Origin of the sequence: Streptomyces sp. NP160 (assembly GCF_006335115.1) — a bacterium.
In the GTDB taxonomy this organism is placed as follows: domain Bacteria; phylum Actinomycetota; class Actinomycetes; order Actinomycetales; family Quadrisphaeraceae; genus Quadrisphaera.
On the sequence record NZ_VDMJ01000037.1, the window covers coordinates 1 to 23,505 of the forward strand.

The following is a 23,505-nucleotide window of genomic DNA, read 5'->3' on the forward strand; positions in this document are numbered from 1 at the left end:
ACCACCGAGGGCAGCGTGCAAGGCGTCCAGCGCAGCGACCTGAGCCGGGCCGGGGTCCCCAGCCACCGCAGCCGCGATCGCCGGGCGGATGCGCCGGCGCTCAGCGATCGACCCGGTCAACGGGTCGAGCAGGAGCTGGTGGCTCCACCAGGGGCTGCTGAAGCGCACCAGGTGAGCCTCGTCGCCCTCGACGCCGGGACCACCGTCGAAGGGGGCGTAGAGCACGTCGTTGAGGTCGCCGTCCCAGAAGTCGTCCCAGAAGACGTCGCCCAGATCGACGACCCCCTCCTCAGTGCGCATGCGCCCACGAAGGTGGTCGGCGTCATCACCGACCACCCACCGCGGGAGCGCGCTGGAGGTCATGTCGAAAACGCTAGAGGCCACCACCGACAACCCGGTGAACCTCGTCATCGCAGGTCAGCACCGTGATCGTTGATCGACGGAACGTGACGTCGGTCCCTCGAGAGCCCGCCAGCACCGTGCTGGGCCACGTCGCCGAGCGAGGCGCCGGAAGATTCCTTCGTGCGTGGTGCTGCTGCTCACGGTCCAGCCCCCGCCGCGCGCGAACACCAGCACGCGCGGCCGATCCTGAGACCTGCAGACGCACCGGAGAGGCGGGTGCTGGCCAAGCGCCGGGTACGTCGACGTCGCCGACCGGCGCCAGCGGCGGACCCGGCTCGCGCGCGAAGGCCTTCGTCAGCGGAGGGAGTCCCCGGCGGCAGTCTCGGCGCCTCACCGACCGCCCTGCGACCTCAGCACGTCGTGCGAGCGCGCTGCCCGAAGCTCGCGGGCAGCGCGGCCAGCAGAGAGATGCCGTACAGCACCGCTGCCAGCACCGGCGGCCCACGGTCCACCACTCGGACACCGTCCCCGCCACCAGTCCCACGGGCACCGCGGCGAAGGCGGCTGCCGTCTGCACCGCCGCGTCGAAGCCCGCGGTGCGCTCCGGCTCGACGACCGAGACCACCACCGCCTCGCGGTAGGACTCCAGGACGAACGGCCCCGCAGCCGCTTCCGCCGCGGCCACGAGGACGACGACGGCGGACGGCGCATCCGGCAGGGCGGCGAAGAGCCTCCAACTGGCGCAAGCGAACGCCAGCTCTGATGACCGAGGACGTTGCTGACACGGGTGATCTGGTATCGGTGAACGGCGTGCCGCTGCTCGTGGCCGGCTGTCTGGAGTTCCTCGTGGTCGACGGCCCCGGCACCGCCGCGCTGACCGTCTGGAGTCCCTGCTGCGTCTGGTGGGGCTGCTCCGGCGGCGCACCGCCGACCCCCGGGCCCGCTCGCAGCGGACCGGTGCGGACAAGGCGGCGCAGGTCCTCGTGGCACCGCCCGGCTCGGGAGTCAGCGGGGGAGCAGGCCCAGCCAGGCGACCGCGAGCCCGGTGACCAGCACGGCGACCACCCCGAGGACGACACCCAGGGCCAGCCCCAGCAGCAGCGCGCGGGACCGGCGGTCCGGCTGGTCCAGTCGCCGCGAGGCGGTGGGTGCGCCGGCACCGGCAGGGCCGGTCGCCGCGGGAGCCGCCGCTCGCGCATCGCGCCGCGCAGGCACGGCGGCCCTCGTCGTCGTCCTCGTCGTCCGCGAGGCCGTCGCGAGGCGGCCACCTGCTGCGGCTGCCGCCGCCGGGTGGACGGGCGGGCGCTGGACGGGGAGCGGCTCCGTGGCCGGGAGCACCACCTCCAGGGCGCCGGTCTCCACGAAGGCGACCCGGTAGGCCCTGCCGAGTCGCCGGGCGGCTGGCGCCGGCGCACGGGCGCGTCGTCGTGGGGGCCGTCCGGCGACGGCGGCTCGGCGGTGACGGGGTGGTGCACTGCGGCAGGACTCCTCGTGGGTCGGGCGTGCCCGGCACCTGCTGGACACCTCGGTGTCACCGCAGATTAGCCGCGCAGGTCCCGCCAGCGGGGGACGCCGGTGATCTTCGGTCGTCGCGTCGCCGACGAGCTACCACGACTCGGTAGCCACCCCGTCGGCGTGGACCACCGCCCCGTCCACCACGGTCAGCGACACCCGTGCCTCGCCGCGCACCACGGCCGCGGCCGTGCCGCCCGCGAAGGGGTCTGCGTCCAGCGCCACCACGTCCGCGACGCCACCCACCGCCACCACCGACCGGCCGCGGGCGCTCGCCGCGAGCGCCTCGGCGGTGGTGATCGCCTGCTCGGGGTGCCACGGGGGCCGGGGGTGTCCGTCGGCGAGCGTCCGCGGGTCGGTCCTGTCGACGGCGGCGACCACCGCCAGCCACGGGTCGAGCGCGGCGACGGGCGCGTCCGAGCCCATCGCCAGGCGGGCTCCGGCGTCGAGCAGCGCGCGCAGCGGGAAGGCGCGCCCGGTGCGGCCGCGCCAGTGGACCTCGGCGACGTCGCGGTCGTCCAGGAGGTGCGCGGGCTGCACGCTGGCGACGACGCCGAGGGCGGCGAAGCGGGGGACGTCGTCGTCGGCGACCAGCTGGGCGTGCTCGATCCTGCCGCGGACGCCGCCGGCCGGACCGACGGCCTCCAGGGCGTCGAGCGCTGTGCGGACGGCAGCGTCGCCGATGGCGTGCACCGCCGGCAGGAAGCCCCCTGCACGACCACGGCGCAGTTGCTCGAGCAGCTGCTCCGGCGGCCACGTCAGCTCGCCGTGGCTGCCCGGCCCGGTGCGCCCGGGGTAGGGCTCCAGGCAGCAGGCGGTGCGCGTGTTGAGGGAGCCGTCGGTGATGACCTTCAGCGGGCCGGCCACGACCAGCGGGGAGCTGCCGGACAGGGGCACGGCGCCGAGCACCCCGCTCGCCAGGACGTCCTCGAGGTGCTGCGGGTAGGTGCCGGCCTCCACCCGCAGCCCCGCCGACGCCGCCCTCCCGGTCCCCTCAGACCCGGCGCGCCGCTGCCACACGGCGACCGTGCCGCCGGCGGTGTCGGTCATCTCCAGGTCCACCACGCCGACCACCCCTCGGGTGGCCGCCTCCGCGAGCGCCTCCGCGACCGCTGCGTCCAGCTCGGCCTCGCCGACCCTGCCGAGCGCGCGCTGCACGGCGAAGGCCGCCTCCTCGCGCACGAGGCCCTGCTCGTCGGGCACCACGCCCAGCGGCGCGGCCACCTGCTGCGCCGCTGCGCTCGACAGCCACGCGCAGTGCAGGTCACCGGAGACCAGCACCACCGGCCGCTGCGCGTCACCGGCGGAGAGGACCGCCCGGTCCAGCAGCGCCGGGGAGGGGGCGTCGAGCCAGAGCCCGTCGCGGAAGCCGTACCCGACCAGCGCGCCGGCACCGCTGCCGGTGCCCCGCTCCGAGGCGGCCCGCTGCGCCACCGCCGCGGCGGCGGCCGCGGCGGTGGTGGCCGTGGAGACGTCCAGCCTGCGGCGCACCTGCGCCCACTGCCCGAGGTGGACGTGCTCGTCCCACAAGCCCGGCAGCAGCCACCGCCCGTCCAGGTCGACCACCCGGTCGGGGGTGGCGCCGGGGGTCGTCGTCCCCGTCGGGCTGGTCGAGGCGACCGCACCTCCCGCGAGCAGCACGTCGACGAGCCCGCCGTCCCGGCGGCGGGAGGGCCGGGCGGGGTCGGCGAGGCGGCAGCGGCGCAGCAGGAGGGAGGTGCTCACGCGGGCATCCTCGCCCGGAGCGGGAGGAGCAGACTCGGGGCGTGAGCGAGAGCGCGACGGGTCGGCTGCTGGAGGGCCGCGACGTGCCGCTGGGCGGCGTGCGCGGCATGAGCGTGCAGCGGTGGCTGCCGCACCGGGAGGTGCCGACCGTCGGGGCGTGGTGCTTCCTGGACCGGATCGGGCCGCAGCGGGTGGACATGCGGGTGCAGCCGCACCCGCACACGGCGCTGCAGACCGTGACGTGGCCGTTGAGCGGCGAGATCCACCACCGGGACTCGGTGGGCAGCGACGTGGTGGTGCGCCCGGGGGAGCTGAACCTCATGACCGCCGGGCGCGGGGTCTCCCACAGCGAGTTCTCGCTGGGTGAGCAGCCGCTGCAGCACGCGGTGCAGCTGTGGGTGGTGCTGCCGCGCGAGCAAGACGGCTGCGCACCGCGCTTCGAGCAGCAGCGCGAGCTGCCGGTGGTGGAGGTCGGGGGAGCGCGCGGCGGCGTGCGGGCGACGGTGCTGGTGGGGTCCCTCGGCGGCGAGACGTCGCCGGCGGGCGTGGCCCCGGGGCTGGTGGGCGCTGACGTGGCGCTCGACGACGGCGCGGACGTCGAGGTGCAGGTCGATCCGGCCCACGAGCACGCCCTGCTCACCCTCGACCCCGACGGCGGGCTGCCGGCGCTAGGGCACTGGGCCCCCGGCCGGACCAGCCTGCGGCTGCGGCACGCCGACGGCGCGCGCCAGCTGCTGCTCGGCGGTGTGCCCACCACGGACGACCTGGTGATGTTCTGGAACTTCATCGGCCGCACCCACGAGGACGTCGCCGCCGCCCGCGCCGACTGGGAGGACCCGGACGCCGCCGCCGAGCGCTTCGGGCGGGTGCCCGGCCACGCCGCCGCCGAGCGGATCCCGGCGCCGCCGCTGCCGCCGGTGCGCCTGACGCCGCGCCGCCCGCGACCGCGCCGCGTGGTGGAGCCCGGCGAGGCCCCCGCCTTCAGCTGACCCCAGCCCCACGCCCTCTCCCGCAGCCGAGCGCCCGGTTGCTGCTCCCGAAGGGGGCGGGACCGCGACCAGGCGCTCGGCTGCGGTCCGGGGGAGCGAAAGGCGGGCGCGTCAGCGCGGAGCGCCGCTGGGGGCATGCTCGGCGGTGCGCTCGTCGTCGTCCTCGACGGCGGGGTGGGCGCTGCTGGTGTCCGCGCTCGTGTCCGCGGCGTCCTTGTCGAAGGTGGCCACGACCGTCTCGAAGCCCTTGTACGTCTCGCTGCGCGCGTAGCCGGTGTACGCGCGGACGTCCTGCGGGGTGAGGTCGACGTCGTCGGTGAACGGCGTCAGCAGCGCGCGCGGGTACAGGCGGCGCTGGCGGACCACGTTGATCTCCGCGGCGAGCACCAGCGCCATCGACTGCAGGTACAGCCACGCCAGCAGCCCCAGGACGACGCCGAACACGCCGTACACGTCTCCGGCGTGCTGCAGGTAGGCGCCGGCCAGGCGCGCGAAGACCGTCTGCAGCCCCTCCCACAGCGCCGCGGCCACCAGCGCGCCGATCGCGACGTTGCGCCACCCCAGCCGCACGGCGGTGAGCACCTTGAAGACGACGAGGAAGATGCACGTGTTGATCGCGAAGGGCACGAGCGTGCCCGCCGCGAGCAGCAGCCCGCCGCCCACCGGCACCGCGTCGGCCAGCCGCGGGAGCACCACGGAGACGGCGGTGGCGACGAGCGCGAGCAGGCCGAGGGCGAGCATGAGCACGATGCTGCGCAGCCGGGACAGCACCGGGTTGGGCTGCTTGTAGCGCGGCACGGCGTAGATGCGGTTGAGCGCCGCCTGCGTGGCCTGCATGACGCCCATGCCGCCGTAGAGCGTGCCGAGCGCACCGATGGTGAGCGCGACGCCGCTGCCGCGCAGCCCGGTGATGCTGCCCTGCAGGGCGCTGCCGAGGACGGGCACGCCGGCGAGGACGTCGATCGTCGTCGTCACCGCCTGGCCCGACAGCTCGGGGTCGGAGCCGGCGAAGGGCTGCAGCACGAAGCCCAGCACCGACACCAGGAGCAGCAGCAGCGGGAAGACCGAGACGAAGCCGTAGTAGGCCATGAGCGCCGCGAGGTGGGGGCCGCGGTCGTCGGCGAACTTGTAGACGACGGCCAGCGGGAAGGAGCTCGCGGGGTGGCGGCGCTGGAACGCGTCGATGCGGTCGGTGAGCTTCGCGCCGCCTGCCACGGGCGTCATCCTGCCCGAGCCGAGATCGCGCGGCCCCTCGGCGGGCGGCCGGTCGGGCAGGTCTGAAACTTTCGAGAGCGGCCTGTCGTGCACCGGCGTGTCACGATCACATCACGGTTCCGACCTGGGATGTTTGGGGGTTTCCGTGACTTCCGGGTACTTTCTGTCCGCTCCCGGAGTCGCTCCGGGAGCCCTCGTCGCGCACGCCGAGCCCCTGCCAGCGCGTTCGAGGTCCGCAGATCCTTGTGGCAGGGGACGGGGGAACCACTTCCGGGCGCGCTGCTCTTCGGAGCGTCGTCGCGTCCTCGGGGTGAAGCTCGCCTAGCGAGCCGGGGGACCTCACCTCCCGAACCCGACAGCTCACCTCGCAGGCGTCGGAGAGGCTCACCCCCACATGTCGATGACCCATGCCCATCGCGGCCGCCACGTCTCCTGCTCCCGCTGCGCCGGCGGTGCGTCCCGTCCCCGCCGCGCCCTGGCCCGCGCCGTCGCCGGCGTCGCCCTGACCGGCGGCCTCATGGCGGCCGCCGCCCTCCCCGCCAACGCGGCGCCGGTGCTGAACAGCGGAGCCGTCCTGGCCACCGCCAGCCAGTACATCGGCACCCCGTACCGCTTCGGCGGGACCACCCCGTCCGGCTTCGACTGCTCGGGCTACACCCAGCACGTCTTCGCCAAGAACGGCATCTCCATCCCGCGCACCGCGGACGCCCAGATGGACGCCAGCACCCGCATCAGCGCCTCCCAGGCGCGTCCGGGCGACCTGGTCTTCTTCGTCCGCGGCGGCCGCGCCTACCACGTGGGCATCTACACCGGCGACGGTCGGATGATGGACTCCCCGCGCTCCGGCAAGACCGTCACCGAGCGCTCCATCTGGGGCAGCAACGTGGTGTACGGCCGCTTCTGAGCGAGCCGCGGCAGCTGAGCCGCTCCGCACGCACCCCCCTCACCTCCTCGGCGTCACCGTCGAGTGGGCGAGGGGGGTGCATGCTTGTGGGGTGAAGGCGTCGACGTGGGTGCCCGTGGTGTCCTTCCTGGTGTCCCTGGGCGCCTTCGTGCTCACGCGGATGCTGACCCGCGGCCTGCCGTGGTGGCTGTCCGTGGGACTGGCCGTGGTCGCGATGCTCCTGGCCGGCCGCCTCGCCGCCGTCGCGGCCGCCGACGTGCTGCTGCGGGTGCGCCGCCGCGCTCAGGCGCGCGGCGCCGTCAACCGGTCGTAGAGCTCCGGGCGCCGGTCCAGCCACAGGTCCGAGGACCCGCTGACCAGCTTGTCGCGCGAGGTCTCCGGGTCCACGTCCGCCCAGGCGGCGCTGCGTCCCGGACCGGCCGCCGCCAGGATCTGCCCCCCGGCCGACACGATGCAGCTGCCCGCCGTCCACCCCGGGCCGCTGCGGTCGGCGCAGACCACGGCCACCCGCTCCAGCCGCGCGGTGGCCGCCGCCACCAGCTGGCCGTCCGGACCGCCTCCCTCACCGGGCTGCGCCGCCGGCCACGCCACCGGCACCGCCAGCACGTCCGCGCCGGACAGCGCCGCCGTGCGGGTCCACTCCGGGAAGCGGAGGTCGTAGTTGACCAGCACCCCGATCCGCCCGTGCACCGTCTCCACCACGGGCGGCGCCGCCGACCCCGCCGCGAACACCAGGCGCTCGCGGTCCCACAGGTGGGCGCACCGGTAGACCGCCCGCAGGCCCGTGGCGTCCACCACGGCCGCGCTGTTGTAGAGCTGCCCGTCGTCGCCGGCCTCGCAGAACCCCCCGACCACCACCGAGCCCTGGCGCGCGGTGCACGCCGCCGCCCACGCGGCGAAGACGCCGTGCCCGGGAGCGACCGCCACCGCGCGGGCCTGCTCGGCGTCCTCGAGCACCCCGCCGGTGGTGACCAGCTGGGGGAGGACGACGACGTCGGCCCCCTGCCCCAGAGCCTCGCGCACGGCGTCTGCGGTGAGCTCCGCGTTGGCCGCGAGGCCGTCGGGGACGGGGGCCAGCTGGCACGCGGCGATCCTCGTCACGCCACCCATCCTGCCGGGCGAGCGGGCCTGCGTCCCCGTGAGGGCGGGTCCGCGGCCTCAGCGCTGGCGGGCGCCGGCGGGGACCTGGGCGGGGGCCTGGCCGGAGAGCGCCTCAGGGTGCGGCTGGTGCAGCGCCAGGTACCGGGAGGGTCGCTGGGGGCCGCCCGTGGGCGGGCGCAGGTCGGCGACGACCCGCTCCACGCGCCCGCACCGGGCGCAGCGCATCGCCACCACACCGGCGGGCTCCACGCCCACCAGCTCGAAGCCCCGGCCTCCGCACGTCTCGCACGTCACCGCAGGTCACCTCCCCGTCCGCACCGCCCATCCTCTCCTTCGAGGATCGGCACGCGCCCACCCTGCCCGCACCGGGCTCGCCCGGAAGGGTGAACGCGCCGGTCGCTGCCGCCGGACTGCCAGCCGGGTCCCCGGAGCACCGCCGTAGCAATGCCGCAGCACCGCCGTCGGACCGCTGCCGGTGCCCGCGGGTATCGGCGTTCCGGCCCGCCGCCGAGCTGGTCGCGCCAGACTCGGGCCTGGGGCCGCTGTGGCGGATGGGCTCCACCGTGACGGGAGGGCAGAGGCGTGGGTGTGCTGGACCGGCTGATGAGGCACGCCGACGGCGGGCGCCGTCGCTTCTCGCTCAGCGGCGCCGCCGCCGCGCGGTCCGGCTCGGTCGCCGGGCAGACGCCCGCGGGCGTGCCCGTGATGCCGCTGGCCCTGCGCGGCGCCGAGCTGGGCGCCCTGCGCGCCGCCGACGCTGCCGAGCACGCGGTCACCCTCCCGCTGTCGGTGGTGGCCGAGGTGGCCGCCCGCGCCGCAGGAGTCGTGCCCGACGCCCGCGGGTCCGTCCCGGTGACCAGCGGCCGTCCCGCCCACGAGCACGGGTACGCCGTCCTGGACGTGGTCACCAGCGGCCCCTCGCCCGAGCGCGACCGCGTGCTCGAGGTGGCCGTGGTCCAGCTGGACGCCGACGGCGCCGTGGTGGGGGAGTGGACCTCCCTGCTGCGCCCCTCGGTCACCTGCCCCGCTGCCGACCCCGCGGGGAGGACCGCTGACCCGGCCCTCGACCTGGGCGTCCTCGCGGCCGCGGCCGGGGCCTCGGTGGAGGAGCTCTCCGCCGCACCCACCCTCGCCGACGTCGCCGCGGAGCTGGTCACCGCGCTCGCGGGCCGCGTGCTGGTCGCGCACGGCGCGGCCTCCGACCTCGCCCACCTGCGCGGGGAGCTGGCCGCGGTGGGCGTGGTGCTGCCGGTCGCCCCGGTGCTGTGCACCCTCGAGGCCAGCTGGCGGCACCTGCCCGGCCTGCACCGCCGCCGGCTCGTCGACTGCTGCCGCGCCGCCGGCGTGGCCCTGGACGGCGTGCCCACCGCCCTCACCGACGCACGCGCGGCCGCCGGTCTGCTGCAGCGCTACCTGGCGCGCTCGGGCGAGCGCGGCGAGGCGCAGGCGGCCGTGGTGGCCCGCGCCGCCGCGACCGCGTGGCCGGAGGTGGAGGTGCCCCCGATGAGCACGGCCGCACCCCGCGCCGACGCGCAGCCGGCGCCGTCCCTGGCCGCGGCGCCCGGGCGCCTGGCTGTGGTGCTGGAGTCGCTGGCCCTCGACGGGCCCGACCTGCCGCTCCCGGCGGTGGCCGCCCACGTGGAGCTGCTCGCCGACGCCCTCGCCGCCGGTCCTCTCGACGACGACGCCGCCCGCACCCTGGCCCTGCTGGCAGACGCCGCCAACCTCACCCGCGCCCAGGTCCGCGCCGCCTCCCGCGGCGTGGTCATGGCCCTGGCGGGCGCCGTCGGCCGCGAGCCCACCGCGGGGGAGGCCGAGCGCGAGGAGCTGCTCACCGCCGCGCGGGTGCTGGCTGTGGACGTCGACGACGTCCTCGCCGCCCTCACCGCCGCCGCCGTCGCCACCGGCTCGATGCCCCTGGTGCCCGGCGGGGCCGGCGGCCACGGCGGTCCCGGCGGTCGTGGGGCGTCCGCCGCTCCCGCCCCCGGCCCGCTGACCCAGGCGCTGGCCGCGGTGCGCGTGCCGTCGCCGCGACCGGAGCGGGTCTCCCGTCCCGCGGCCGAGCCGGTCGTCACGGCTGCCGTCGACGTCGACCTCACCGGCGCCGCGCTGGCACCGCTCGACCTGAGCGAGCCGTCGGCGCGCGCCGCCGTGCGCACGTGGGCGCGGGAGCGGGGCCTGGAGGTCAGCCCGCGCGGCAGGCTCCCGCGCGCCGTGGTGGAGGCCTTCGAGGCCGAGCGCGCCGGGCTGGTCAGCGCGCGCTGAGGGCGGTCCGGCACCATCACCGGCGTGGCGAGGGTGCTGGGGGCCGACGTCTGGGACGGGCGCTGGGTCGGCGTGGTCCTCGACGACGACGTCGTCGGGGGCTGGGCGGGCGCCCACCTCGCCGACGACGTCCGCGCGCTCGTGGCGGCGGCCCAGCGCGGCGGCCCGCTCGCCGTCGTCGGGCTCGACATCCCCGTCGGCCTGGCGGAGCGCGGTCCTCGCGCCGCCGACCTCGCCGCCCGCGAGGTGCTGGGGGCGCGCCGGTCGTCGGTGTTCGTCACGCCCGTGCGCGCCGCGCTGGAGGCCGGCTCGCACGCCGAGGCGGTGGCGCTGTCCCGCGCAGCGACCGGCGCGGGGGTGAGCGTGCAGGCCTACGGGCTGCGGGCGAAGGTGCTCGAGGTGGACGCCTGGGTGCGGGACCCCGCGGGCCCGAGCGGCGCCGGCGGTCCGCGCGTGCTGGAGGTCCACCCCGAGGTCGCCTTCGGCGTCCTGGCCGCGCTCGCCGCCGGCGGCGCTGCGGGCGCGCCCGGCTGCCTGCCGCTGGCCGACCGCAAGAAGAGCTGGGCCGGCGCCGTCCGGCGCAGGGCGCTGCTGGCCGCGGGCGGCGTCGTCGTCCCCGACGACGTCGGCCAGGCCGGGCGCGCTGCCGTGGACGACGTGCTCGACGCGGCCGTCGTCGCCTGGGTGGCGCGGCGCGCGGCGCACGGGCTGGCGCGGCCGCTGCCGGACCCGCCCCAGGTCACCCCGGACGGCTGGCCATCGGCGATCTGGGCGTGAGGCTCAGATGGGCGGGAACCCGACGTGGTACCCGTCCTGGTCCCAGTAGCCCTTGTCGAACTGCATGCCGGGCGCGGTGAGGCAGCCGGGGTCCGCGGAGGTGACCGTCGAGACGGGGCGGGTCGCTGAGACGTACATCAGTCGCGTGCTGAGGCGAGCTGCCGCGGCGTAGCCGGAGGTGTCGGGCCCCGCGCCGGTGCTCGTACCAACGAGGCAGAAGTCGGTGGTCGAGCGCGACAGCACGACGACCCGCACGCCCGCGGAGGTGCGCAGGGCCGTGCCGGCGGTGTTGAGGTCGTCCGCCCACGGGTAGCTGCCGGCCTCGAGCCCGTGGCTGCGGACGGCGGTCGCGATGTTCCGCAGGTCGGCCTTCAGTGCGGTCTCCGCAGCCTTCTGCCGCTGGGCCGAGAAGACCGGGACGGCGATGGCCGCCAGGATCCCGATGACGACCATGACGACCAGCAGCTCGATGAGCGTGAAGCCCGAGTCGGCGCTGTGCGTGCGGCGTGTGCCGTGGTGCTCGCTCACGCCTCCAGTTCGGCACGGCCTCGTGCGTCCTGCGGCCGGCGGCCCCGCCACCACCCGGACGGATCAGCGCTCAGGCGCCCAGCGCCCGGCGGCAGAGGTCGCGCAGGACGACGAGGTCGTCGTCGTCGAGGTGCTCCCCGAGGGCGTCGGCGATGGCTGCCGCGTGCCGCCGGCCGACCTCGCGCTGCAGCGCCCGCCCCGCGGTGGTGAGGACGAGGACGACGCCGCGCCGGTCGGCGGGGTCCGGCTCGCGCTGCACGAGCCCCTGCGCGACGAGCCTGTCGACGAGCCGGCTCAGCGACGGCTGCGGCAGCAGCACCGCGTCGGCCAGCGCACCGAGGCGGGCCCGGCCGCCGTCGGTGGTGGTGAGGGCGTAGAGGACGTCGTACTCGCGCAGGCCCACACCGCGCTCCGGCGCCCAGACGTCCTGCTCGGCGAAGCGGCGCACCAGCGAGGCCTGGGTGCGGAAGAGCGCCTCCCAGGCCTCGACGGCGAGCTTGGTGCTGGTCACGCGGACCGGGCGGCCTTCGCGTCCGCGACCTGCTGGGCGCGGGCGTCGACCCGGCTCGCGTGGCTGGGCGGGTCGCTCGGGACGCCCGCGGGGCGGCGCGCCTCCATCTCCTTGCGCAGCGCCGGCACGACGTGCTCACCGAGCATGTCGATCTGCTCCAGCACCGTCTTCAGCGGCAGCCCCGCGTGGTCGACGAGGAACAGCTGGCGCTGGTAGTCGCCGAAGAACTCCTGGAACGTCAGGGTCTTCTCGACCACCTGCTCCGGGGTGCCGACGGTCAGCGGCGTCTCGCGGGCGAACTCCTCCAGGCTCGGGCCGCCGCCGTACACGGGGGCGACGTCGAAGTAGGGGCGGAACTCGCGCACCGCGTCCTGGCTGTTCTTGCGCATGAACACGTGCCCGCCCAGGCCCACCACCGCGGTGCTCCCCGGCCCGTGGCCGTGGTGCTCCCAGCGCTCGCGGTAGAGGTCGATCAGGCGGATGTAGTGCTCCTTCGGCCAGAAGATGTTGTTGGCGAAGTAGCCGTCCCCGAAGTACGCCGCGATCTCGGCGACCTCCGGCGTGCGGATGGAGCCGTGCCAGACGAACGGGGCGACGCCGTCGAGCGGGCGCGGGGTGGCGGTGAACTGGTGCAGCGGGCCCCGGAACTGGCCCTGCCAGTCCACGGGGGAGTCCTCGTCCCACAGGCGGCGCAGCAGCTGGTAGTTCTCCACGGTCAGCTGCACCGAGGCGCGGGGGTCCTTGCCGAAGGCGGAGTAGCCGGCCATGGAGTTGCCGCGGCCGAACATGACGTCCACGCGGTCGTCGGAGAGCAGCTGCAGGGTGGCGTAGTCCTCGGCGAGCTTCACCGGGTCGTTGGTGGTGATGTGCGCGATGGACGTCGACAGGCGCAGCCGCGAGGTCCGCCCCGCGATGTAGCCGAGCACCGTGGTGGGGCTGGAGGTGACGAAGCCGGTCTCGTGGTGCTCGCCGATGGCGAAGACGTCCAGGCCGGCGGCCTCCACGTGCTGGGCGATGGTGACGAGGGAGCGCATGCGCTCGACGTCGTCCGGGACGTGACCGGTGTGGACGTCGGGCGTCTGGTCCGCGACGGTGAACACGCCGAACTGCACGGTGCGCCTCCTGGGGTGCTGGGGTGTGCGCCAAGTCTATGCATGTGCATGGACTTGGGGCTCAACCACCCCGTGCGCCGGGGTGTTCCCGAGCCGGCCCGTGACGACGGACGTGCAGGAGCGCCCGAGGACGCCTCCGCACCGGCGTGTCGGCGACTCCTGTCCGGCCGGCGTCACGCCTGGGCCGGTCAGGTGTCCCGCCGAGCCTGCAGAACTCCCTCGACCAGGCCCGGTCGCGGTGCAGCGCTGGAGTTCTGCACGCCGTGCGGGACGCGCGACCGCTCGCTCGGGCTCCGGCTCAGGCTCGGGAGCCCGACCTCCGCGGACAGCGCGGCTGTGGTGGGGTGGCGCCATGGAGGTCGTCGAGGTCCACCCGTCCGTCGAGCAGTACGCGTACACCTTCGGCGGGGCAGCCCCGCTCAGGACCGTGCGCCCCGGGCAGGCGCTGCGCCTGTGGAGCGAGGACGCCTTCGGCGGCGGCCTGCGCACCACGTCCGACCTGGTCTCGAACACTCCGCCGGCACCCGGCCTCAACCCCCAGACCGGCCCGTTCCTCGTGGAGGGGGCACGGCCCGGCGACGTGCTGGCCCTGCACCTGGTGGACCTCGAGCCCGCGCGCGACACCGGCGTCTCCAGCCTGGTCCCGTTCTTCGGCGGCCTCACCGGCACCGACACCACCGCGCTGCTCACGCCGCCCCTGCCGGAGCGCACGTGGCTCTACCACCTCGACTCCGCCCGCCGGACCCTCGCCGTCGAGCTCACCTCCGGCGGCTTCAGCGCGGAGCTGCCGCTGGAGCCCATGCTCGGCACCGTCGGCGTCGCGCCCGCCGCCGGCGAGGTCCGCACGTCCCTGGTGCCCGGGGTGTTCGGCGGCAACCTCGACACCCCGCAGATGCGCGCCGGCACCACCTGCTACCTGCGCGTCAACGTGGAGGGGGCCCTGTTCAGCCTCGGGGACGGCCACTACCGCCAGGGCGAGGGCGAGACGTGCGGCACCGCCGTCGAGGGCGCGATGACCACGACGCTGCTGGTGGACCTCGTCAGGGCCGGTGAGCTGAGGACGGCGGCGGGCGCGCCCGCGTCCGCCCCGGCGACGCCGCGGCTCGAGGACGACGACCACTGGATGACCGTCGGCACCGGCCGCCCCCTGGAGGACGCGTGGCGGGCGAGCCAGGTGGAGATGGTCCGCTGGCTGCGCGAGCTGTACGGCCTGGACGACCTCGACGCCTACCAGCTGCTCAGCCAGGTGGGCCTGGCGCCGCTGGCCAACGTCGTCGACCCCGCCTACGCCGCGCTCGCGAAGGTGCCGAAGGCGCTGCTGCCCACCCCCGCCACCAGCGCCTTCGGCGGCGTGCACGCCCGCCTGCGCGAGGCGGCCCGCACCCTGCGCTGAGCGGGCCCGCTCACACCCGCTGCGCCAGCGCAGTCCTCACGTGGTCCACCACGCCGTCGGCGGCGGCCTCGACCTGGGCCAGGCAGACCTCGAAGTCGCGCAGGTCCCCGTACCAGGGGTCGGCCACGTCCAGCCCCGCGCCCACCAGGCCCGAGGCGGCGGGGTCGAAGGACCGCCACATCGCCACCCGGTCCGAGGCCCCGGGCGCGATCCGCTGCAGGGCGCGGCGGTGCGCGGCGGTCATGGCGAGCACGAGGTCGCGCTGCTCCACCTGCCCGGGCTGCACCTGTCGCGCGCGGTGGCGCCCCGCGCCCTCCTCGACGTCGTACCCGGCGTCGGTGAGCACGCGGCGGGCGCGCCGGTCGACCGGGTTGCCCTCCTCCTCGTCGGACGTGCCGGTGGAGTCGACCACCACCACGTCCTCACCCAGGCCGGCCTCGTCCAGCCGGTGCCGCAGCACCACCTCGGCCATGGGGGAGCGGCAGATGTTGCCGGTGCAGACGGTCATGATCCGGTAGGGGCGGCCGCTGCCGGACGGGCGGTCGGGGGAGGGGGAGCTCACCCCTCGATCGTCCCCGACGCCACCTGCGACGGCGACGGCAGCGCCTGCGCCTGCGGTGACTCCTCGAGGACCTGGGCGACGACGACGACGAGCGCCGCCACCGCGACGGCGCCCGGGTCCGGAGCACCGACCGCCCGGTCACCCAGGTAGCGGGAGCGGCCCCGCCGCCCCACCAGCTGCGCCGTGCCCAGCGCCCCGTCGACGGCGGCCCGCGCCGCGTCCACCAGCGAGCCGCCCGCGTCGAGGGCGTCGGCGGCGGGGACGAGGGCGTCGAGGAAGGTGCGGTCACCCACCTGCGCGCCGCCCACGCGCGTCACGGCCTGCGCTCCCGAGCGCAGTGCGGCCCCGACGTCGCCGGCCACCTGCGAGGGGTCGCCGCGGCGCACGGCCGGGACCAGCTCGGTGAGCAGCAGCCCCAGCAGCGGGCCGCTGCTGCCGCCGACCTCGTCGAGGAAGGCCCCGGCCGCCCCGGACAGGGTGCCTCCGCGGCGCTGCGCGTGGGCCAGGCCGGAGGCGACGTTGTCGCCGAAGTCGCCGTCGCCGGCCAGCTGGTCCAGGCGCGTGAGGTCCTCGTGGGCGGCGTCCAGCGCCTGCGCCCACGCGTCCACCACGGCGGCGCCGGCGTCGTCGGGGTCCTGCGCGTGCGCGGCCGGTCCGTCTCCACCGGAGGACGCCCCGTCGACGCGCTCCCTGATCCGCGGCGCCTCCTCACCCGGCAGCGCCGGGAGCGACGGGGTCGCCGTGGGCGCGGCCAGCAGCTCAGCCCATCCGGGACGCAGCGCCAGCAGCGTCAGGGAGAAGCCGCGCATGTCCAGGGCCGCGGTGTACGTGCCCACCAGGGACGTCGCCACGCGCACGCCGCGCTCGGCGAGCAGGTCGCCCACCAGCGCCCGCAGGGCGTGCAGCTCCAGCGACGTCGTCCCGCCCAGGCCGTTGACCAGCAGCGCGACGCCCTCGTCGTCGACGGGTGCCCCGGCGGCCTCCAGCCCCTCGAGCAGCTCGACGAGCATGCCCGCCACCAGCTCGCGGGTCGGCGGGCGGGCCGTGGTGGACGCCGCGCGCTCCCCGTGGATGCCCACGCCCCGCTCCAGCTCGTCCGGGCCCAGCTCGAAGGCCGGCTGCCCGGTGGCCGTCGACGTCTGCGCCCGCGAGGCCACCGCGAGGCTGCGCGCCCGCGAAACCACGTCGCGGCCCAGGGAGGCCAGCGCGGCGAGGTCGTCACCGCGGTCGGCCGCGGCGCCCAGCACCTTCTCCAGCAGCACGGTCGCGGCGGTGCCGCGGCGCTGGCTGGCCCCACCGCCGTCGCCGTCGCCGTCGCCGCCGTCGGGGGAGCCCTCGGTGGCGAGGTCGTCGTCCACGAGCACCGTCTCCACCGCGACGCCCTCGGCGCGCAGGCGCTCCGCGGCGATCGCGAAGCAGATGACGTCGCCGGTGTAGTTCTTGACCACCAGCAGCACCCCGCCGGGACCGGCGGCGCCGCGCGCTGCCTCGTGCACCTGGCGGTGGTGGGGTGAGGTGAACACCAGCCCCGGGCAGGCCGCGTCGAGGCCACCGGGTCCGAGGAAGCCGGCGTGCAGGGGCTCGTGCCCCGCGCCGCCGCCGGAGACGAGCGCCACCTGCCGCCCCGGCGCCCGGCGGCGCGCGTACAGGTGCAGCGGGTCGAGCACCACGCCCACGTCCGCCGGGTGCGCCATCGCCAGGCCCCTGGCCGCGTCGGCGACCGCCGAGGCGGCGTCGGGGAGGAAGTGGGTGTCGGTGCGGGGGCCCGGGTGGACGTCGTCAGCCACGCCCCGGACGCTAGCGCCGCCCGCCCGGGACGGCGCGGTCAGCGCAGGGGGACGAGCGGCTCGCGGGTGCGCAGGTCGATGACGACGGCGTCGGCCGGGTCCGCCCACGCCTCGAGGTCCACCGGGTCCGGCAGCGGCGGTGGGCCCTGCGCCACGTGCAGGCTCACCAGCCCCGGCAGCACGCCGGGGGGACCGGCCAGCGCTGCGGCGCCCACGCCGAGCGGGGCGTCCGGGTGGCGGGTCGCCCGCTGGTGCAGGCGGACCGCGGTGCCCGGCACCAGCCGGCCCGACAGGTCGAGGTGGTGCCAGGCGTGCACCGGCGCCCTGCCCACCCGGACCGGGCCCGTCCCCGCGCCGGTCTGCCCGGCGGTGCCCAGGGCGTCCTCGGCGCAGTCCAGGAGGATCCAGCCGTCGGGGCTGACCGACGTCACGGTGCCCCGGCGCCACCCCCATGGGGTGCGGCGCACCAGCTCGGCGAGCAGGCGCGGCATGCGGTGGCCGGGCAGGTGGGACCGGCACGCCGCCTCCGCGGCGGCCGACGCACCCGCCGCGGGCTGGCCCGGCTGCTCGGAGCGCCCGGACCGGCCGGGCTCCGGGGAGGTCGAGGCGCACGTGCTCACGGCGGGCCCTCCTCGCGGTGTGGTGCTGGCGCGCGACGGGGGGCCGCGTCAGACGCGACCCTAGCCGCCCGCCCGGGGCCCGGTGCGGCGAGAGCCCGCCGTCTGCGGCGACCGGGTGACGCGCCCCCGCACGGGTCGCGTCAGACGCGCGCGGTGACCGGCGCGCTGTCGCGGACCACCAGCCGGAACGGCGTCTGCAGCTGCCGCGGCGGCAGGGCGGGGTCGGCCAGCCGGGTGGTGAGCAGCTCCACGGCGCGCTCGGCCACGAAGGCCCTGTCGATGGCGACGGTGGTCAGGGCGGGCCAGGAGAAGCGGGCCTCCCCGACGTCGTCGACGCCCACCACGGCCACCTCCCCGGGCACGCTGCGGCCCGCCTCGCGCAGGGCGGCCAGCGCCCCCAGGGCCAGCTCGTCGTTGGCGGCGAAGACCGCGTCGACGTCGGGGCGCGCCGCGAGCAGCGCGACGGTGGCGCGGTGGCCGTCCTCGCGGGTCCAGTCGTCGCACAGCGGCACCAGCGTGCTGTCGAAGGCGAGCCCGGCGGCGTCCAGGGCGGCCCGGTAGCCGGCCATGCGCAGGCGGGCGCTGTTGTGCACCGGCGCCTTGTCGCCCAGGAACGCCACGCGGGAGCGCCCGCACGAGACCAGGTGGTCCACGGCGAGGCGGGCGACGCCGGCGCTGTCGATGCTCACCCGGTCCACCGGGAGGTCGGAGCCCCCGTGCTCGCCGATGAGCACGATCGGGGTGTCGGGGTGGGGGGCCGCGAGCTCCTCGTCGGGCATCTCCAGCGCCGACAGGAGCAGCCCGTCGGCGAACCTCACGGGCTGGCCGTCGGCGACCTCGCGCTCGCGCTCGAGCTGGCCCTCGGTCTGCTCCACCACCAGCACCAGCCCGCGCTCGCGGGCCTGCGCGGCCACGTGGCGGGCGAGGTCGGCGAAGTACGGCGCGGAGATGCTGGGCACGGCCAGGGCGATCATCCCGGTGCGACCGCTGCGCAGCTGCCGCCCCACCGCGGAGGGCCGGTAGCCGAGGGCGTCGATGACCCCCTGCACCCGGCGGCGCGTCTCGGGGTGCACGTGGACGTAGGCGTTGACGACGTTGGAGACGGTCTTGGGGGAGACGCCGGCGGCTGCGGCGACCTCGCGGATGGTCACCGGTCTGCGCGTCGGCGGAGAGCTCACCGGCGCAGTCTGGCGCCGAGGGGCCCCCGGAGTCGATCTGCTCACCGCACCGGCACCGGTGCGGTGATCCGCGGGGTTGACAGGCCGGGGGAGGGGCCACCAGGATTTACGACGTTGTAAAGTCCAGCGCAGCGACGCGCGGGCCCTCACCGAGGAGCGACTCCGCCGCCGCCCCAGGTCCCTCCGGAAGGACGCCCCGTGCCTCGCGCCCGCATCTCCCTCGACGCCGCCTACACGACGGCCCCGGTGCCCCGACGCCTCTTCGGCTCCTTCGTCGAGCACATGGGCCGCTGCGTCTACACGGGGATCTTCGAGCCTGACCACCCCAGCGCCGACGCCGACGGGCTGCGCTCCGACGTGCTCGAGCTGGTCCGCGAGATCGGCCCCACCGTGGTCCGCTACCCCGGCGGCAACTTCGTCTCCGGGTACGACTGGGAGGACGGCGTCGGCCCGCTCGAGCAGCGCCCGCGCCGCATCGACAGGGCCTGGCGCACGGTGGAGACCAACGCCTTCGGCCTGGAGGAGTTCTCCCGCTGGGCCGACAAGGCCCAGACCGAGGTCATGTACGCGGTCAACCTGGGCACCCGCGGCCTCCAGGAGGCCTGCGACGTCCTTGAGTACGCCAACCACCCCTCGGGCACCAGGTTCTCCGACCTGCGCCGCTCCCACGGCCGGCAGGACCCGTACGGCATCAAGCTCTGGTGCCTGGGCAACGAGATGGACGGCCCCTGGCAGACCGGGCACAAGACCGCCCACGAGTACGCCCGCCTCGCCGGCGAGACCGCCCGCGCCATGCGCCAGGTCGACCCGACCATCGAGCTGGTGGCCTGCGGCTCCTCCTCGCGCTCCATGCCGACCTTCGGCGAGTGGGAGCGGATCGTGCTCGAGGAGACCTACGAGGACGTGCAGATGATCTCCGCGCACGCCTACTACGAGGAGTCCGAGACCACGCCGCTGGCCGACTTCCTCGCCTCCGCGGTGGACATGGACCTCTTCATCGACTCCGTGGCCGCCACCGCCGACGCCGTCGGCGCCAAGCTCAAGAGCCGCAAGAAGATCGGCATCAGCTTCGACGAGTGGAACGTCTGGAACCAGACCGCCTGGAACTCCTCCGAGCGCGCCAGGGGCCTCACCGCCTGGGACGTCGCCCCGCGCGTCATCGAGGACGAGTACACCGTCCAGGACGCCGTGGTCGTCGGCACGCTGCTCAGCTCCCTGCTGCGCCACGGCGACCGCGTGCTCGTCGGCTGCCAGGCCCAGCTCGTCAACGTCATCGGGCTCCTGCGCTCCGAGCCGGGCGGCCCGGCGTGGAAGCAGACCATCGCGCTGCCCTTCGAGGAGGTGCGCCGCCGCTCCCTGGGCGGCCACCTGCTCGACGTGCGCACCACCTCCGACCGCTACGAGACCCCCAAGTTCGGCGACGTCGACCTCGTGGACGCCTCCGCGGTGCTCCACCACGACGACGACGGCGGGGTCGCGCGCGTCACCCTCTTCCTCGCCAACCGCTCGCTGGAGGAGTCCGCGGACACCACCGTCAGCCTGGGCGGCTTCGCCGACCTCGCCGTGGGTGACGCCCTCGTGCTGGCCGCGACCGACGGGCAGGACCGGTACACCTCCAACACCGAGGCGTCCCCCGCGGCCGTGGGCCTGCGCCCGCTGTCCGCCGCGGGCGGCGCGGCAGCGCTGGAGGTGGGCGAGCGCGGCGCGCAGACCGCGCGCATCACCCTGCCGGCGCTGTCGTGGGCCGTCGTCGAGCTGGTGCCCGCCGCCGGCTGAGCGGGCGCCCGGCAGACCACCGGGGGGAGGGACCGCCGCTGGGGGGCGGCCCCTGCCCCCGGTCCTACGGTGGGGGCGTGGCGAAGGGGATCCTGGCGCAGCTGGTCGACCTCGCGAAGGCCGTGGCCTCCGCGGCGCGGTCCACCCCGCCTCCCGAGGCACGGGCCGACCACCGGAGCGGCAGCGCAGCCGATCGTGCTGCCGACCGCACGGCCGACCGTCCAGCGCAGCGGTCCTCCCCGCCGCGGCGACCGTCGCCGTCCTCGCCGTCCTCGCCGTCCTCGCCGTCCTCGACGTCCTCGCCGGGCGGCAGGCCGTCCGGGCGCCTGCGCCGGGAGCCGGCGCCCGCTCCCCGCCCCCGCGACGCGCCCGCCGAGGCGGGGCCCCGCTACGCGCCGGAGGCGGACGGGCAGCCCGACCCCGGCGAGGTCGTCTGGGCGTGGGTGCCCTACGAGGAGGACGCCTCCCGCGGCAAGGACCGCCCGGTGCTCGTGCTCGACGTCCGCCAGGGCGCTGCCGGTGGTGAGGTGGTCGGCCTCATGCTCACGAGCAAGGACCACGCGGGTCCGCGCACCCAGGGCGAGCGCGACCACGACGGCCGCCGGTGGATGGACGTGGGGACGGGCGCGTGGGACTCACAGCGCCGCCCCAGCGAGGTGCGCCTGGACCGGGTGCTGCACCTGCCCGTCGCCGCCGTCCGGCGCGAGGGGGCAGCGCTGTCCCGCGAGGTGTTCGAACGCGTCGTCGCGGCGTCGCGCGGTCAGTAGGTGCCGCCCGCTGCGCGTCGCCACCTGCCGGGGGCGCCGACGTGGACGGTGGGTGCGAGTAGGAAGCGCGACGCCGCCAGTCACCGCCGGTGGTAGCGACTCACACTCCGAGGTGCGCCAGTACGCCGGCGAGTACTGCGGTGGGGTGGGATCGAGTCTGCCGAGGCGCACCGCGAGTCGATCTCGACGCGTTCCCGTCACCCGGCGCGCGGCGGCTCCGTGCGCCGCTACGCTCACCGTGTGGACGTCGCCGATGTGCTCCGCTGCGCCGCGGACGCCGTCGACCGTTCCGGGGTCGCGGGCGACCTGCGCGCGGTGGCCTTCACCACCGCTGTCGAGCTCGTGCTCCGGTCCGCCGGCGAGGCGCCCCTGGGACGCCCGGAAGCGGCGCCCGAGCAGGGTCCCGAGCGCACGGGGGACCGCACCGCCGACCGCCCGCTCGACCGCTCGGCCGGGCCGGCGCTGAGGCTCCACGGCGGCGAGCCCCGCCCCAGCACCGGCCGCGAGCACCCCGCCTACGGCGACGCGGACCGCGACGACGACCACCGCCCCTGGGACCTCGACCACCGCTCGGACCACCGTGCCGACGCCCGTGCCGACGCCCGTGCCGACCACCGGGCGGACCACGGGCCCGACTGGCCCGAGGCGCCGCGCGTCCTGCGTCCCCTGACCAGCGCCGCCGCGCAGCGCGCCGGCCTGCCCCGCCTGGCTCCCCGCCCCGACGCCGACGACGACGGCACCGACTGGTCCGTCCCGCGGCGGGGGCCTGAGCGGCTCGTGGCCGTCGGCCCGCGCTCGTGGTCCGGTGCGCCCGGGGCCGGCGAGGAGCCGTGGGGCTCCATCGCCGACGCGCTCGGGGTCCGCCCCGAGCTGCTCGACAGGGTCTGGGAGGAGCGCGGCGGCAAGCTGCAGCTCGCCGGGGACCCGGCCCGGCTGGGACGCACCCGAGCGCAGCGCGTGGGCACCGCCGCAGTGCTCCTCCTGGCGGCGCTGCGCTGGAGCGGGCGCGACGGCGGAGAGCCCGTCCCCGACGCCGTCGTCAGGGCAGAGGTGGAGCGCCTGGGGCTGCTCGACACCGGCAACTACACCAAGCACCTCGCCGGCCGGCGCCACCTGCTGTCCACCACGGGCTCGGGCCGCACCGCCACCTACAAGCTCCGCTACGACGGCCTCGAGGAGGCCCGGGTCATCGCCCGGGCGCTCCTCGAGGAGGCCTGACCGGCCCTCACCCGCAGGCCGGTCGGGCCGGTCGCGCCGGTCCGGCCGGCCAGCCGGTCCCTCAGCTCGCGCGGCCCCCGGTGACGGGGCGGCTGCGCTGGGCGCTGCCGGCCGGGCCGTAGGGGTAGTCGTCCGGCGCCGGGTCGCTGGCGGCGTCGAGGGCCTCCACCTGCGCCGGCTCCAGGCGCAGGTCGGCCGCGCCGAGGTTCTCCCGCAGCTGCTCGGTGGTCCGCGCCCCGAGGATCACCGAGGTCACCGACGGGCGCGCCACCAGCCAGGCCAGCGCCACCGCGGCCATCGAGGTGCCGCGCTGCTGCGCCACCTGCTGCACAGCGTCGACCACGTCCCACGTGCGCTGCTGGGATGAGCGCTTGCCGTAGGCCTCCATGCCCCGGTCGGGGTTCTCGCCCAGCCGGGTGCTGCCGGTGGGGCGCTGGTCACGGGTGTACTTGCCGGTGAGCCACCCCCCGCCCAGCGGGGACCACGGCAGCAGGCCCAGCCCTGCGTCCAGGCAGGAGGGGACGACCTCGAGCTCCACCCCGCGCGCCAGCAGGTTGTACTGCGGCTGCAGGGTGACGGGGACGGCGGTGCCCAGCTGGCGGGCGAGGGCCACGACCTTCTGCACCTGCCAGCCGGTGAAGTTGGAGAGGCCGACGTAGCGGACCTTGCCCGCGCGCACCGCGTCGTCGAGGGTGCGCAGCGTCTCCTCCAGCGGCGTCAGCGGGTCCCACGCGTGCACCTGGTAGAGGTCGATCGCGTCGACACCGCTGCCGAGGCGCCGCAGGGACGCGTCGATGGCGCGCGTCAGGTGCCGCCGCGACAGCCCGACGTCGTTGGCGCCCGGCCCGGTGGGGAAGCGGCCCTTGGTGGCCAGCACCACGCGGTCGGTGACGTCGTCGGGCCGGTCGGCCATCCACCGGCCGACCACCTCCTCGCTGACGCCGTCGTTGTAGACGTCGGCGGTGTCGACGAGCGTGCCGCCCGCCTCGACGAAGGCGTCGAGCTGCTCGTGCGCGCCCGCCTCGTCGGTCTCCTTGCCGAACGTCATCGTCCCGAGGGTGAACGCCGAGACGGCGCACCCGCTTGCTCCCAAGAGCCTCGTCTCCACCGCTCCACCCTCCTCGCCGCGGAGCCGGTGCGCGCGCCGGGGTGCCGCCGGCCCCTCCGGGCCACCTCCCAGGCCGCCTCAGACCCACGAGTCATCCACGTCCTCGTGCGAGTCA

General features: G+C 76.5%; 23 protein-coding genes and 1 riboswitch. Of the genes, 9 read left to right on the forward strand and 14 right to left on the reverse strand.

Annotated elements, in window-relative coordinates; translation table 11 throughout:
* The 3 genes from FHN55_RS17170 to FHN55_RS17180 form a co-directional block, all read right to left on the reverse strand.
* Positions 1-363: hypothetical protein (locus tag FHN55_RS17170; protein WP_139713559.1), on the reverse strand; the 363-nt coding region annotated here is incomplete at its 3' end.
* 984 nt (positions 364-1,347) lie between these two features.
* Positions 1,348-1,704, reverse strand: coding sequence for a hypothetical protein (locus FHN55_RS17175; protein ID WP_139713560.1), 357 nt, complete (start codon positions 1,702-1,704; stop codon positions 1,348-1,350).
* A gap of 243 nt (positions 1,705-1,947) precedes the next feature.
* On the reverse strand, positions 1,948-3,579 hold the full coding sequence (locus tag FHN55_RS17180) for an amidohydrolase family protein (RefSeq protein WP_218974771.1): 1,632 nt from the start codon (positions 3,577-3,579) through the stop codon (positions 1,948-1,950).
* Positions 3,580-3,620: 41 nt separating this feature from the next.
* Here FHN55_RS17180 and FHN55_RS17185 point away from each other — a divergent pair, with 41 nt between their 5' ends.
* Positions 3,621-4,568 (forward strand): pirin family protein, encoded by a 948-nt coding sequence (locus FHN55_RS17185; protein ID WP_257571097.1) that lies wholly within the window; start codon positions 3,621-3,623, stop codon positions 4,566-4,568.
* A 111-nt stretch (positions 4,569-4,679) separates the two neighbouring features.
* Here FHN55_RS17185 and FHN55_RS17190 read toward each other — a convergent pair whose 3' ends face one another.
* Positions 4,680-5,783 carry a YihY/virulence factor BrkB family protein gene (locus FHN55_RS17190; protein WP_180357915.1) on the reverse strand — a complete coding sequence of 368 codons (1,104 nt, stop codon included), beginning with the start codon at positions 5,781-5,783 and terminating at the stop codon, positions 4,680-4,682.
* A gap of 224 nt (positions 5,784-6,007) precedes the next feature.
* A riboswitch (cyclic di-AMP (ydaO/yuaA leader) is annotated at positions 6,008-6,170 on the forward strand.
* A gap of 7 nt (positions 6,171-6,177) precedes the next feature.
* On the opposite strand from FHN55_RS17190, the gene FHN55_RS17195 reads away from it, so the two are divergent.
* On the forward strand, positions 6,178-6,687 hold the full coding sequence (locus tag FHN55_RS17195; RefSeq protein WP_218974772.1) for a C40 family peptidase: 510 nt from the start codon (positions 6,178-6,180) through the stop codon (positions 6,685-6,687).
* 91 nt (positions 6,688-6,778) lie between these two features.
* Positions 6,779-7,000, forward strand: a complete 222-nt coding sequence (locus FHN55_RS17200; RefSeq protein ID WP_139713562.1) for a hypothetical protein — start codon at positions 6,779-6,781, stop codon at positions 6,998-7,000.
* Here the strand turns inward: FHN55_RS17200 and FHN55_RS17205 are convergent.
* Entirely contained in the window at positions 6,970-7,788 is an 819-nt protein-coding gene (locus tag FHN55_RS17205; protein ID WP_139713563.1) for a nitrilase-related carbon-nitrogen hydrolase, read from the reverse strand. The genes FHN55_RS17200 and FHN55_RS17205 overlap by 31 nt on opposite strands.
* 57 nt (positions 7,789-7,845) lie before the next feature.
* Complete coding sequence (locus tag FHN55_RS17210) at positions 7,846-8,082, reverse strand: hypothetical protein (protein ID WP_139713564.1); 237 nt, start codon at positions 8,080-8,082, stop codon at positions 7,846-7,848.
* A 309-nt stretch (positions 8,083-8,391) separates the two neighbouring features.
* On the opposite strand from FHN55_RS17210, the gene FHN55_RS22855 reads away from it, so the two are divergent.
* Both FHN55_RS22855 and FHN55_RS17230 read left to right on the forward strand, forming a co-directional pair.
* Positions 8,392-10,053, forward strand: a complete 1,662-nt coding sequence (locus FHN55_RS22855; protein WP_180357916.1) for a histone-like nucleoid-structuring protein Lsr2 — start codon at positions 8,392-8,394, stop codon at positions 10,051-10,053.
* 24 nt (positions 10,054-10,077) lie between these two features.
* The gene (locus FHN55_RS17230) at positions 10,078-10,830 is read left to right on the forward strand and encodes a DUF429 domain-containing protein (RefSeq protein WP_218974773.1); all 753 of its coding nucleotides are present in this window, start codon (positions 10,078-10,080) and stop codon (positions 10,828-10,830) included.
* Positions 10,831-10,833: 3 nt separating this feature from the next.
* Here FHN55_RS17230 and FHN55_RS17235 read toward each other — a convergent pair whose 3' ends face one another.
* From FHN55_RS17235 to FHN55_RS17245, 3 genes are all read right to left on the reverse strand, one after another.
* A complete protein-coding gene (locus FHN55_RS17235) occupies positions 10,834-11,358 on the reverse strand; it encodes a type II secretion system protein (RefSeq protein WP_218974774.1) in 525 nt (174 codons plus the stop codon).
* A 70-nt stretch (positions 11,359-11,428) separates the two neighbouring features.
* Positions 11,429-11,869: a MarR family winged helix-turn-helix transcriptional regulator gene (locus tag FHN55_RS17240; RefSeq protein ID WP_139713567.1), complete on the reverse strand. Its 441-nt coding sequence runs from the start codon at positions 11,867-11,869 to the stop codon at positions 11,429-11,431.
* A complete protein-coding gene (locus FHN55_RS17245; RefSeq protein WP_139713568.1) occupies positions 11,866-12,981 on the reverse strand; it encodes a CE1758 family FMN-dependent luciferase-like monooxygenase in 1,116 nt (371 codons plus the stop codon). The genes FHN55_RS17240 and FHN55_RS17245 overlap by 4 nt, the downstream gene beginning before the upstream one ends.
* Positions 12,982-13,333: 352 nt before the next feature.
* Between FHN55_RS17245 and FHN55_RS17250 the strand changes: the two genes are divergently transcribed.
* Positions 13,334-14,374 carry an acetamidase/formamidase family protein gene (locus FHN55_RS17250; RefSeq protein ID WP_139713569.1) on the forward strand — a complete coding sequence of 347 codons (1,041 nt, stop codon included), beginning with the start codon at positions 13,334-13,336 and terminating at the stop codon, positions 14,372-14,374.
* A gap of 10 nt (positions 14,375-14,384) precedes the next feature.
* Here FHN55_RS17250 and FHN55_RS17255 read toward each other — a convergent pair whose 3' ends face one another.
* The 4 genes from FHN55_RS17255 to FHN55_RS17270 all read right to left on the reverse strand — a co-directional run bounded on the left by FHN55_RS17255 (position 14,385) and on the right by FHN55_RS17270 (position 18,521).
* A complete protein-coding gene (locus tag FHN55_RS17255) occupies positions 14,385-14,936 on the reverse strand; it encodes a low molecular weight protein-tyrosine-phosphatase (RefSeq protein WP_373995748.1) in 552 nt (183 codons plus the stop codon).
* On the reverse strand, positions 14,933-16,723 hold the full coding sequence (locus FHN55_RS17260) for a dihydroxyacetone kinase subunit DhaK (RefSeq protein WP_257571108.1): 1,791 nt from the start codon (positions 16,721-16,723) through the stop codon (positions 14,933-14,935). Before FHN55_RS17260 ends, FHN55_RS17255 begins: the two co-directional genes overlap by 4 nt.
* A gap of 38 nt (positions 16,724-16,761) precedes the next feature.
* The gene (locus tag FHN55_RS24170) at positions 16,762-17,343 is read right to left on the reverse strand and encodes a hypothetical protein (RefSeq protein WP_139713570.1); all 582 of its coding nucleotides are present in this window, start codon (positions 17,341-17,343) and stop codon (positions 16,762-16,764) included.
* A gap of 140 nt (positions 17,344-17,483) precedes the next feature.
* Positions 17,484-18,521 carry a LacI family DNA-binding transcriptional regulator gene (locus tag FHN55_RS17270; RefSeq protein WP_257571098.1) on the reverse strand — a complete coding sequence of 346 codons (1,038 nt, stop codon included), beginning with the start codon at positions 18,519-18,521 and terminating at the stop codon, positions 17,484-17,486.
* A 198-nt stretch (positions 18,522-18,719) separates the two neighbouring features.
* Between FHN55_RS17270 and FHN55_RS17275 the strand changes: the two genes are divergently transcribed.
* From FHN55_RS17275 to FHN55_RS17285, 3 genes are all read left to right on the forward strand, one after another.
* Entirely contained in the window at positions 18,720-20,297 is a 1,578-nt protein-coding gene (locus FHN55_RS17275) for an alpha-N-arabinofuranosidase (protein WP_139713571.1), read from the forward strand.
* 77 nt (positions 20,298-20,374) lie between these two features.
* On the forward strand, positions 20,375-21,064 hold the full coding sequence (locus tag FHN55_RS17280; RefSeq protein ID WP_218974775.1) for a type II toxin-antitoxin system PemK/MazF family toxin: 690 nt from the start codon (positions 20,375-20,377) through the stop codon (positions 21,062-21,064).
* A gap of 240 nt (positions 21,065-21,304) precedes the next feature.
* Positions 21,305-22,282, forward strand: a complete 978-nt coding sequence (locus FHN55_RS17285; RefSeq protein ID WP_139713572.1) for a hypothetical protein — start codon at positions 21,305-21,307, stop codon at positions 22,280-22,282.
* 61 nt (positions 22,283-22,343) lie between these two features.
* Here the strand turns inward: FHN55_RS17285 and FHN55_RS17290 are convergent, their stop codons facing one another.
* A complete protein-coding gene (locus FHN55_RS17290; protein ID WP_139713573.1) occupies positions 22,344-23,390 on the reverse strand; it encodes an aldo/keto reductase in 1,047 nt (348 codons plus the stop codon).
* Positions 23,391-23,505: the final 115 nt, after the last annotated feature.